Annotated in this window: 10 protein-coding genes; 4 read left to right on the top strand and 6 right to left on the bottom strand. The window is 67.9% G+C overall.

Going from position 1 to position 10,907, the window contains the following annotated elements:
• Positions 1–442 precede the first annotated feature (442 nt).
• From ACM0PB_RS19980 to hemH, 3 genes are all read right to left on the bottom strand, one after another.
• Positions 443–2,548, bottom strand: coding sequence for a methyl-accepting chemotaxis protein (locus ACM0PB_RS19980; protein ID WP_065196769.1), 2,106 nt, complete (start codon positions 2,546–2,548; stop codon positions 443–445).
• A gap of 291 nt (positions 2,549–2,839) precedes the next feature.
• The gene (locus tag ACM0PB_RS19975) at positions 2,840–3,694 is read right to left on the bottom strand and encodes an alpha/beta fold hydrolase (RefSeq protein WP_065196770.1); all 855 of its coding nucleotides are present in this window, start codon (positions 3,692–3,694) and stop codon (positions 2,840–2,842) included.
• Positions 3,691–4,653, bottom strand: a complete 963-nt coding sequence (hemH, locus tag ACM0PB_RS19970; RefSeq protein ID WP_065196771.1) for a ferrochelatase — start codon at positions 4,651–4,653, stop codon at positions 3,691–3,693. Before hemH ends, ACM0PB_RS19975 begins: the two co-directional genes overlap by 4 nt.
• Before the next feature lie 165 nt (positions 4,654–4,818).
• On the opposite strand from hemH, the gene ACM0PB_RS19965 reads away from it, so the two are divergent.
• The 4 genes from ACM0PB_RS19965 to tatC all read left to right on the top strand — a co-directional run bounded on the left by ACM0PB_RS19965 (position 4,819) and on the right by tatC (position 7,235).
• On the top strand, positions 4,819–5,712 hold the full coding sequence (locus ACM0PB_RS19965; protein WP_061480672.1) for a lipid-binding SYLF domain-containing protein: 894 nt from the start codon (positions 4,819–4,821) through the stop codon (positions 5,710–5,712).
• 75 nt (positions 5,713–5,787) lie between these two features.
• A complete protein-coding gene (tatA, locus tag ACM0PB_RS19960) occupies positions 5,788–6,015 on the top strand; it encodes a Sec-independent protein translocase subunit TatA (protein WP_005420453.1) in 228 nt (75 codons plus the stop codon).
• A gap of 15 nt (positions 6,016–6,030) precedes the next feature.
• Positions 6,031–6,489, top strand: a complete 459-nt coding sequence (gene tatB / locus ACM0PB_RS19955; RefSeq protein ID WP_053500646.1) for a Sec-independent protein translocase protein TatB — start codon at positions 6,031–6,033, stop codon at positions 6,487–6,489.
• Complete coding sequence (gene tatC, locus ACM0PB_RS19950; protein ID WP_005420449.1) at positions 6,486–7,235, top strand: twin-arginine translocase subunit TatC; 750 nt, start codon at positions 6,486–6,488, stop codon at positions 7,233–7,235. Before tatB ends, tatC begins: the two co-directional genes overlap by 4 nt.
• 83 nt (positions 7,236–7,318) lie before the next feature.
• On the opposite strand, the gene ACM0PB_RS19945 is transcribed toward tatC, so the two are convergent.
• From ACM0PB_RS19945 to ACM0PB_RS19935, 3 genes are read right to left on the bottom strand one after another with little or no spacing between them, the layout of a single operon-like run.
• Positions 7,319–8,230 carry a BPSS1780 family membrane protein gene (locus ACM0PB_RS19945; RefSeq protein ID WP_005420447.1) on the bottom strand — a complete coding sequence of 304 codons (912 nt, stop codon included), beginning with the start codon at positions 8,228–8,230 and terminating at the stop codon, positions 7,319–7,321.
• 49 nt (positions 8,231–8,279) lie between these two features.
• A complete protein-coding gene (locus tag ACM0PB_RS19940) occupies positions 8,280–9,026 on the bottom strand; it encodes a glutamine amidotransferase (RefSeq protein WP_414604824.1) in 747 nt (248 codons plus the stop codon).
• Positions 8,998–10,833, bottom strand: coding sequence for a GspE/PulE family protein (locus tag ACM0PB_RS19935; protein ID WP_065185932.1), 1,836 nt, complete (start codon positions 10,831–10,833; stop codon positions 8,998–9,000). The genes ACM0PB_RS19940 and ACM0PB_RS19935 overlap by 29 nt, the downstream gene beginning before the upstream one ends.
• Between the last annotated feature and the right edge of the window lie 74 nt (positions 10,834–10,907).

Below are 10,907 nucleotides of genomic sequence, written 5' to 3'. Positions count from 1 at the left end.
TGCGCCGATGGTAGTGTGGCTCAAGCCATGCGAGAGTAGGTCATCGCCAGGGTTTATACCCAAAACCCCGCTGCTGACGCAGCGGGGTTTTTCTTTGTGCGCAGGAAATGCGGGTGGTGCCGGCCGCTGGCCGGCACCGCCATGGCTGCACACCGGCCGGTAGATCCACGCGATGCGTGGATATTCTCTGCGGGCAGCCACAGCGCCAGCCAAGGTTGGCCGCTACCGGCGGGAGGTCAGACAGTGGGCTAGGCCGTAATTGCCAGCCAGCGGCCGGCACTACCGGTAGATCCACGCCGTGTGTGGATGCGGCGCCAAACAGGGTTGGCCGCTCCTCACGGCAGGTCCGGAAGCGGACTTTTCCTGACCCATCACGCAGAAGCAGGTAAAAAACGGCGCCCTGCGGGCGCCGTCTTGATCAGGATCGCATTGCAGGCCCGGATCAGGCGGCCCGCGGGACCTCGTGCGGTTCCTGCTGGCGGAACACCGATACTGCCTCGGTAAGCGTCCCCGCCTGCGTCTGCAGCTCGCGTGCGGCCGCGGTGGCTTCTTCCACCAGCGCCGCGTTCTGCTGCGTGGCCTGATCCATCTGCACCACGGTCTGGTTGATCTGCTCGATGCCGATCGACTGCTCCTGCGAGGCCGCCGAGATCTCACGCATCAGATGGCTGACATTCTCCACGCCGCCGACAATGCCCTGCATCCGCTGGCCGGCGTCGGCCACCAGCTGGGCACCTTCGCCCACCTGTCGGCCTGCCTCATCGATCAGCTTTTTGATTTCCTGTGCGGCGGCGGCGGAGCGCTGCGCCAACACGCGCACCTCGCTGGCCACCACGGCGAAGCCACGGCCCTGCTCACCGGCACGTGCGGCTTCCACCGCCGCATTGAGCGCGAGGATATTGGTCTGGAAGGCGATGCCATCGATCACGCCGGTGATGTCGCCGATCCGCTTCGAGGCGCCTTCAATCGCCTGCATGGTGTCGACAACCCGCTGCATCGCGGTGTTGCCGTCACTGGCGGCGCTCTGCGTGGACGCAGCCAGCTCACTGGCCTCGCGCGCATGCGTAGCATTCTGGCGCACGGTGGCGGTCAGCTCCTCCATCGAGGCTGCGGCTTCCTGCAGGTGCGCCGCCTGGCGCTCGCTGCGCTCGGACAGCGCACCATTGCCTGCAGCGATCTCGCTGGCGGCGGTACTGATCGAGGCCGCGCACTGCTGGATGCGGCCCACCATGCGCGCCAGCTGGCCGGCGGTGGCGTTGGCATCACGCTGGATCGCGGCGAAGGCACCGTGGTACTCACCGTGCATGCGCCGATCGAGATCGCCGTTGGCCAGCGCCGAAAGCATCTGCCGCACGTCGTTGACGGTGCTGCCCAGCGTATCGAGCAGCTGGTTGATGCCACCGGTCAGGCCATCGAGGAAGCTGGCGCCTTCGGTTGCCTGCAGGCGCTGGCCGAGATCGCCGGCAGCGGCAGCAGCGACGATGCCGGCCACGGCGTTCTCCAGCGCCAGCTCCTGGGTACGGTCATGCCATTCCACGGCGAAACCGAGGCGCATGCCCTGTGCATCGAACACCGGGGTGACCACCTGGGCGAAGTGCACCGGGCCGATCTGTACCTTGCCGTTGTGGCTGGCCTGCAGGCCATTGAGGATGGCGCGGATGCGGTCCGGGTTGGCATGGAAGCGATGGATGCTGCTGCCGACCAGGCGTTCGGCATCGAAGTCAGGGAAGGCCTGGCGCAGTGTCGCCTGCTGGTTGCGCAGCAGAGCCACCACCGAGCGGTTCACATAGCGGATCACGTGATCATTGTCGGCGATCATCATCGCGGTGCGCGAGGCATCCAGCGCCTGACGGATCTGCGCATTCTCGGCATGCGCCTCAGCCTCACGCCCACGTTGGGCCTGGACGTGGCGCGCGGTATCGGCCAGCGCATGGGCCAACGAGCCGGGTGCATAGGATGCGGTGTCGGCATGTGCGCCCAGGTCGGTGCCCGTGGCGATGTCGCGGGCCAGCGCAGCCAGCCGGCGCGGGCCGTGGCCAAGCGCCTCGGTCTGCTGGCGCAGGCGCAGCGCGACCTGGCCGAGGAATGCCGTCAGCCCGGCGAACAGGCCCGCCTGCAGCAACGTAGGTCCCACTGCTGCGCCCTGCAGCAGCGGCGCCAACAGCGCGAGCGTGCCGATGCCGCCGGCCAGCCATACCGGCAGGCGATCACGATGGCTCAACAGCACGCCCAGCAGCAGTGCAATCGGCAAAGCCGGTGACAGGCCCGCGATCGCGCACAGCCATGCCAGCTGCAGCGACAACAACAGCGCCAGGCCATTGCGGGTGACGCTATGGCCCGCCTTGGGACCGGCCAGCCAGATGGCAGGCAGCACAGCGGCCGCGACCAGCGAGGCGGTCAGGACATGAGGCCCGCGCAGGGCCAGCACCAGGCCGGCCACCGCCAGTGCCGCACTGCCGATCAGCAATCGGCGGTCAGCGCGGTGGGCGAGCTGCTGCAGATGCGGCAGGCGGGCGGTATCGGGGGGACGAGTGGATGCAGCGGACATCGGCGACTCCTGGATCAGCAGACGACAACGGCCACACGGTGACGCACGCACGAGTGCGTGGCCAGGGCATGGACCGGGAATTCGGGGAATGCGACGCAATCAACGTCGCGCAGACGGGGCGCCGTGACCACATCCTGTGGGTGACGGAGCAATGGAGCGGGCATGCGGACTTCCTTGCAGGACCAGACACACGCCGCAGGCCCGACCGGGCCCACGTGCTGCGGACGCAGTGGCCCGCAACTGATGTATCGGCCGGAAGTGCGCAGAATGAAGTGCAGCGGACGCTGCGACTCAGCCGGCGTTGTCGTTGCCGAGGAAGCGCAGGATCACCTCGGCGATGCGTGCCGGGTCTTCCATATGCAGGTGGTGGTTGCCGGGAAACACGGCCAGCCGTCCATCACGCAGGTGCTGCAGGCGATCACTGCGCATCGGCTCGGGATAGTAGGACTGCGCCGGCGTGGCATAGATCACCTGCGTCGGGCAGGTGATGGCCTGCAGCAGGTTGTCGATCTGGCCTTCGCTGAGGCGGATCGCAGTGGGCAGCATCAGGCGCGGGTCGCTGCACCAGCGGTAGCCACCTTCGACCGGTTCCACGCCGCGCTCGACCAGCAGCCGTGCGCAGGGTTCGCTGAGCTGGTTGGTCATCATCCGCGCGCGGATCGGCGCTGCCAGATCGGGGAACACGCGCAGCTGCTTGCGTGCCAACGCGCGCGTGGCGTTCACATGCTCGCGCAGGCGATGCGCCGTTTCTTCCTCGGGACCGCGCAGGCCGCCGAGTGCTTCGATCGCCACCAGCCGATCAACACGGTCGCTGACCGAGGCGGTAAGGCTGGCGATGCCGGCACCCATCGAATGGCCGAGCAGGCTGAATCGGTCCCAGCCCAGTGCGTCGGCGACATCGAGTACGTGGCAGATCGCGGCGGCCGTGGTGTAGCTGGCACCCATCGGCAGGTGCGCGCTGTGACCGTGGCCGGGCAGATCGATGGCAACCAGCTGCAACGCCGACAGGTGCGGCGCCAGCGGCACGAAGCTGGCGGCGTTGTCGAGCCAGCCATGCAGGGCCAGCACGCGTGGGCCGCCGCCGTGGTTGCGCAGGCCGGCGACGCGTGCGCCCCCGACCTGGAGTTCAAACGGTTGCAGGCTCATGCCAGCGAGGACACGGCCAGCCGTGCCAGGGCGCGTGCATGCTCCGGCTCGGCGTTGAGGCAGGGGATGTAGCGCATCGTCGCACCGCGCTCGGCCAGTGTTTCGGTGAAGCCCAGCGCAACCTCTTCCAGCGTCTCCAGGCAGTCGGTGGCAAATCCGGGGCAGACCACGTCGATCTGCTTCACGCCGGATTCGGCCAGCGCCCACAGGCTGGGCTCGGCATACGGCTGCAACCAGCGCTCGCGGCCGAAGCGCGACTGGTAACCCATCTGCCAGTCGTCCTTGCCCAGGCCCAGTGCATTGGCGATGGCCTGCGCACTGGCCTCGCAGCGCTGCGGATACGGGTCGCCCGCGTCGGCCAGGCGCTGCGGGATACCATGGAAGGAGAACATCAGTTTCTGACCGCGACCGTGCTGTTCCCAATAGCGGCGGATCGATCCGGCTATGGCCTCGACCCAGCCGGGATCGACCGAGTAGTCCCGCACCAGGCTCACGGTCACGCCCGGGTTGCGGCGCTGCCACGCATCGACCCGGTCTTCGACCGAGGCGGTGGTGGTGGTGGAGTACTGCGGGTACAGCGGCAACACCACGATCCGGCGCGCGCCGTCGGCGGCAAGACGGTCGAGCTCGCCGGCCAGCGCCGGTTCGCCGTAACGCATCGCATGGCGTACCGTCAGGGTCGGCAGCAGGGCCTGCATGGCCTGCGCCAGCTGGCGCGTATGCACCATCAGCGGTGAGCCGTCGGGCAGCCAGACCTGGGCGTACTTGGCCGCCGACCGGCCGCTTCGCAGCGGCAGGATCAGCCCGCGCAGCAGCGGCTGCCAGAGCAGTGCCGGAATCGCGACCACGCGCGGGTCGGACAGGAATTCGGCCAGGTAACGGCGTACGGCGGGGGCCGTCGGCGTCTCGGGCGTGCCTAGGTTGACCGCCAGCACGGCGGTATCGGGTGCGTCGAGCATGGGCGGTATTGTCGCCTATCCGGCGCCGCACCGGGATGCAGGGTTCGGATTGCAGGCATAGCGCGCATCAATGCGGGCAGGGAACGCTCATTGGGGATTCATGACAACACCACTAATTTCAGTCACTTGCTATATCTTCCTACGGACTGACTTCTGGAGCCTGCCATGCGTCGCCCGATCCAAGCCCTGCTGATCGCCGCCAGCCTGCTGTCCAGCCAGGCCATGGCCGGACCGCAGGAAGACCAGCGCGCCCGCAACGCCGTGCGCGTGCTGGCCGAAATCCAGGAAATTCCTGAACAGGGCATTCCGGATAAATTGCTCGACGAAGGCCGCGCGGTCATCGTCATTCCCGACACGATCAAGGCCGGTCTTGTCATTGGCGGTCGTCGTGGCCACGGCCTGATGTCGGTGCGCATGCCCAATGGCGCATGGTCCAACCCGGTGTTCGTGAAGCTCACCGGTGGCAGCATCGGCTTCCAGGCCGGCGTGCAATCTTCGGATGTGGTTCTGGTGTTCCGCAACGACCGCAGCCTGGACAATCTGGTCAACGGCAAGTTCACGCTCGGCGCCGATGCTGGCGTTGCCGCCGGTCCGGTTGGCCGCAATGCCGCCGCCGCCACCGACGGCCAGCTGAAGGCCGAGATCTGGTCCTGGTCGCGTGCCCGTGGGCTGTTCGCGGGCGTCGCGCTGGATGGTGCGGTGCTGCAGATCGACGATGCCGCCAACCTTGACGCCTACGGCAGCAACACCACGCCGCGCATGATCTTCGAAGGTCGCGCCGCCGGTGCGCCGTCGATGGACGTGGTCGCCTTCCGTGATCGTCTGGAAGAGGCCACCTACGCCGCCCGCAACAACCGCAACGGCAACGGTGGCAGTGCACCGCGTCCGGCGGCGACCCCGGCGGTTGCGCCGGCGCCTGTTCAGGCCGCGCCGGCCGCCCCAACCGAAGCCACCACCGCGCCGCTGCAGAACGTGCCGCAGAACCCGCCGCCGCAGCAGCAGGGCTTCCAGCCGGTCAACGACGGCGAAATCCGCACGGAAACGCTGGGCGGAAACTGACTTTCGTCACGCGCGCCGGCTGACACCCGGTGCGCTATGCTCGACAGCCTGATCACTAACGTAACGAGCGTCTTTATGGGCAGTTTCAGCATCTGGCATTGGTTGGTCGTGCTGGCCATCGTCCTGCTGGTGTTCGGCACCAAGCGCCTGACCAGTGGCGCCAAGGACCTCGGCTCGGCGGTCAAGGAATTCAAGAAGGGCATGCGCGACGAAGACAAGCCGAACGCGCAGCTGGGCGATGAGTCGCGCAGCCAGGACGCCTCGCGCACCGCGCAGGACGAGCACGACCGTAACGCTCGCTGATCCGGAGCGGTTGCGGTGTTCGATATCGGCTTCAGCGAACTGCTGGTGATCGCGGTGGTCGCCCTGGTGGTGCTCGGTCCCGAGCGCCTGCCCAAGGCGGCCCGCTTCGCCGGCCTGTGGGTGCGCCGTGCCCGCAATCAGTGGGATTCGGTGAAACAGGAACTGGAACGCGAACTGCAGGCCGAGGACATCAAGCGGCAAATGCAGGAGGTGCGCCAGGGCATGCAGGACACCGAGAACCAGCTGCGCGCCAGCGGCGAGGCGATCCGTCGCGAAGCGCAGCAGGCGCAGCAGCAGGGCGATGCGCTGGCGCAGGAAGTACGCGCGCCGGCGCCTGCGGATCCGCCGCCGCATATGGGCGGCCTGCCGCCTGCCGATGCACCGGTACAGGAGGGCATTGCGCCAGAGCCGATGCCGGCGACACCCCCTGAAGCCGGTGCTCCGACGCCGCAGCGCACGGAGCGCCAGCCATGAGTGAACAGGATTTCGGCGAAAGCTCGCTGGTCGAACATCTGGTGGAACTGCGCGGCCGCCTGGTGCGCGCATTGCTGGGCCTGGGCGTGGTGCTGCTGGCGCTGCTGCCGTTTACCCAGAAGCTGTACAACGCGCTGGCCGAACCGCTGGTCTCGCAGCTGCCCAACGGGCAGACGATGATCGCGACCAATCCGGCCGGCGCCTTCTTCGCGCCATTGAAGCTGACCTTCTTCGTTGCCCTGTTCGTGGCGGTGCCGTGGCTGCTGTACCAGCTGTGGGCCTTCGTCGCCCCGGGGCTTTACGCGCGTGAGAAGCGCCTGGCGGTGCCGCTGCTGGTGTCTTCGGTACTGCTGTTCTACACCGGCTGTGCCTTCGCCTACTTCCTGGTGCTGCCGGCGGTGTTCCATTTCCTGACCACCTTCAGCCCGGACGTGATCGCGATCACCCCGGATGCGAATGCCTACCTGGATTTCGTGCTGGCGATCTTCTTCGCCTTCGGTGGCAGCTTCGAACTGCCGGTGGCGATGGTGATCCTGGTGCTGCTGGGCTGGGTGACGCCGCAGCAGTTCAAGGAAGGCCGTGGCTACGCGATCGTCGGCATCTTCGTGCTGGCGGCGGTGCTGACCCCGCCGGACGTGGTCTCGCAGCTGATGCTGGCGATCCCGATGTGCCTGCTCTACGAGCTGGGCATCCACGCCGCACGCTGGCTGGTGCCGTCGTCGGCCGTGAAGAAACCCGCCGCCTGAAAAAAACAAAAGGGGACGGAGGGGATTAAGTCGCTATCGGCACAGTGGCACAAACGACTTAATCCCCTCCGTCCCCTTTTTCGTCAGGCGTGGAAGATGTCGCTTGAGGTCGGGGTGGTCGGGACCGGCGGTGCGGCGCGACTGCCACGGTGCACGAACATCTGCTTCCACGCGGCATAGACCGCGCCGACATACAGCGGCATCAGCACCGTGGTCAGCACCAGCTGGGCGATGAAGGCGGCGGCCAGCGGGCCACCGATCAGCATCGCGATCTGGATCACGATCACGAACAGGATGTAGATGCAGAACGCGGCGATCAGGCCGAGCACGGCGAACACGATCATCGCGCCGATGTTCTCGATGCAGCCCTGCAGGCTCAGGCGCAGCGCGTGCATGCCGCTCTGCTTGTCGAACACCACCAGCGCCGGCTGGGTGAACATTGCCAGCGACAGTGCGACCGCGCTCAGGAACACCAGCAGCATCCACAGCGCGATGCGCTTGGCCGGCAGGTTGGCCACCAGCGCCGCGGCATCGTCCGGCTTGATCTGCTGGCCACTGCGGCTGATCTCTTCCATCTTGGTCATGACCTCGCTGAAGGCGGTGAAGCCTTCGCGACCGATCATCATGAACAGCAGCGCGCCCAGCAGCAGTACCGCCAGCACCTGGATCGCCAGCGGCACCAGCAGGTGGCTGACGCGGTGGTCGCGGATCGGCTGCAGCAGGTGCGAGGACAGGCCCGGGCGGCCTTCGTCGATCTCACCCACGGCGTAGAGCATGCCGCCGAACATGATCGGCGAGATGGCCAGGGTCATCAGCTGCACGGCCATGCCGGCGGCGCCGGGAATCAGCGTCGACAACAGGGTGACCACCCAGCTCACCAGCAGCCAGGCCAGGCCGATCCGGGCCAGCTGCAGCGGCGCACGCCGATACAGCGAGAACGTATCCAGCAACCACTGGGCGCCCGCCGAGGCCGGCAGCTTGCGAATCTCTTTCATGGACATCCGGGAAGGACAGGAGGGGACGGGCGGTTGCCCGTGCCGCTGATTATCCCTGTTTTGCCGCCGGCTGGGCTGAAGACAGCCGCGCCTGTCGGACGAAGCGGCGCAGCAGCTGGCGGGCCAGCGGTGCGGCGCTGACTGCGCGCTCGATGCTGCGCGCACAGCCGCCGTGGCGGCCGATGCAGTCGGCGCGGGCGCGCACGTAGCCGCGCATGTGGTGGGTGGCGAATTCGGGGTGGAACTGCACGCCCCAGGCCTGGCGCCCCCAGCGGAACGCGTGGCAGCCATCCAGCGGCGAGCGTGCAAGCACCTCGGCACCGTCGGGCGCGCGCAGCACGGTCTGCAGGTGGATGGCGTGGGCGGCAAAGTGCTGCGGCAGGCCCTGGAACAGCGGATCCTGTGCCGCCTGTGGCTGCAGCTCCAGTTCGATCGTGCCGGACTCGCGCCCGGCCGGGTTGTAGGCCACCTCACCGCCCAGCGCATGCGCCAGCAGCTGGTGGCCGTAGCAGATGCCGAACACCGGCAGGTCAGCGTGGGCGGTCTGGCGCAGCCACGCCGCGCTGCGCTCGCTCCAGTCGGCGTGGTCAGTAACGAAGGCGGCCGAGCCGGTCACCAGTACCCCGGCAAAACCGTGCGGATCGGGCAGGGCGCCACCGTGTTCGACATCGACCACCACCGTCTCATGTTCCTCCAGCCCGGCGGCGACGCGGATCCAGTGCGGAAAGCGCCCGTAGCGGCGCAGCGACGGTACCGGGCGGCCGGTTTCAAGGATCAGGAAGGGGGCTGGGTTCATCCGGGGGCGGCAGCACTGACAGGACTTCCTCGATTGTAGTCAGCCCCTGCGCCACCTTTTCAAGCCCGGCCTGGCGCAGGGTTCGCAGCCCTTCAGCGCGCGCGGCACGGGTGAAACCGGCCAGATCCATGTCGGCGCGGATCTGCCCGCGCAGCCGCGAGCCCAATGGCAGCAACTCATACAGGCCGATGCGGCCGAGGAATCCGGTGCGCCGGCACTCCAGGCAACCGACCGGACGACAGGGCGTGGCGGCATCTGGATATGCAGCCTGGCTATCAGCCAGCACCGCCCAGTCGGCCGCACCGAGGGTGTGCGGCTGCTTGCAGTGCGGGCACAGGGTGCGCACCAGGCGTTGGGCGAGGATGCCGTTGAGGGTGCTGGCCAGCAGGTAGTGCGGCACGCCCAGGTCGAGCAGGCGGGTGACCGCCGACGGTGCATCGTTGGTGTGCAGGGTGGACAGCACCAGATGGCCGGTCAGCGAGGCCTGCACCGCCATCTGCGCGGTTTCCAGGTCGCGGATCTCGCCGATCATGATGATGTCCGGGTCCTGCCGCAGCAGGGTGCGCACGCCGCTGGCGAAGTCCAGGTCGATGTTGGCCTGCACCTGCATCTGGTTGAACTCGGGCGCGATCATCTCGATCGGGTCCTCCACCGTGCACACGTTCACGTCCGGCGTGGCCAGCCGCTTCAGCGTGGAATACAGGGTGGTGGTCTTGCCCGAGCCGGTCGGGCCGGTGACCAGCACGATGCCGTGCGGGCGCTCGACCAGTGCATTCCAGCCAGCGGCCTCCTGCGGGCTGAAGCCGAGCTGGTCGATGCTCTTGAAGGCGGCATCGGGGTCGAAGATGCGCATCACGCACTTCTCACCGAAGGCGGTGGGCATGGTAGACAGGCGCATCTCGACCTCGCGGCCACCCGGCGAGCGGGTCTTGATGCGGCCGTCCTGCGGGCGCCTGCGCTCGGCCAGGTCCATGCGGCCGAGTACCTTGATGCGGCTGACCACCGCGGTCATCACTGCCGGCGGCACCTCGAACACCTTGTGCAGCACACCATCGATGCGGAAGCGCATGCGTCCCATCTCGCGGCGCGGTTCCAGGTGGATGTCCGAGGCGCGCTGCTCATAGGCGTACTGCAGCAGCCAGTCGACGATGTGCACGATGTGCTGGTCGTCGGCATTGACGTCGCCGGTGCGGCCCAGCTCGACCAGCTGCTCGAAGCTGGGCAGGGTGGTGTTGGCCTCGCCGCGGACGTCGCCGCGCGCGCCACGCACCGAACGGGTCACCCCGTAGAACTCCATGGTGTAGCGGTGCAGGTCGAGCGGATTGACCACCGCCAGCTCGATGCGGCGGCGTGTCAGGTGCTGCAGGTCGCGGCGCCATTCCTGCACCAGCGGCTCGCTGGTGGCCACCAGCACCCGTTCGGCATCCACTGCCAGCGGCAGGAAGCGGTGGCGACGGGCATAGGCGTGGGAGACCAGCGCGGTGACCGCAGCGACGTCGACCCGGGTCGGATCGATGCGCAGGTAGCGGGTGCCGGTGCGTTGGGCCAGCCATTCGGTCAGGCGTTCCAGGGTCAGTTCGCCGCCGTCGCGGGTGGCCAGCTTGAGGTTGGACAGCAGCACCAGCGGGTGCACTTCACTGGCATTGCGCGCGCCCTGTGCGGAAAACCGCATGCGCTCGCCCTCGTGCTCGGCGACCAGGCCGTCGGCCAGCAGCGCCGCACCCACCTGCTCGAAATGCAGGCGGCCCCACGGCAGCGGGATGCCGCCTGGCTCGCCGGGCGTGCCCACCGGCAGCCGATGTTCCATCTGCCTGCTCCTCCCGGGTACGGAATGCCCCGCAGGTCGGCCGTTATACTAGCGCACCCTCTTGCCGGCCAAGA

It is taken from the genome of Stenotrophomonas sp. AR029 (assembly GCF_047520695.2).
Classification (GTDB): Bacteria; Pseudomonadota; Gammaproteobacteria; order Xanthomonadales; family Xanthomonadaceae; genus Stenotrophomonas; species Stenotrophomonas sepilia.
Note: the sequence above shows the minus strand (reverse complement) of the source record. Positions and strands in the feature narration are given on the sequence as shown.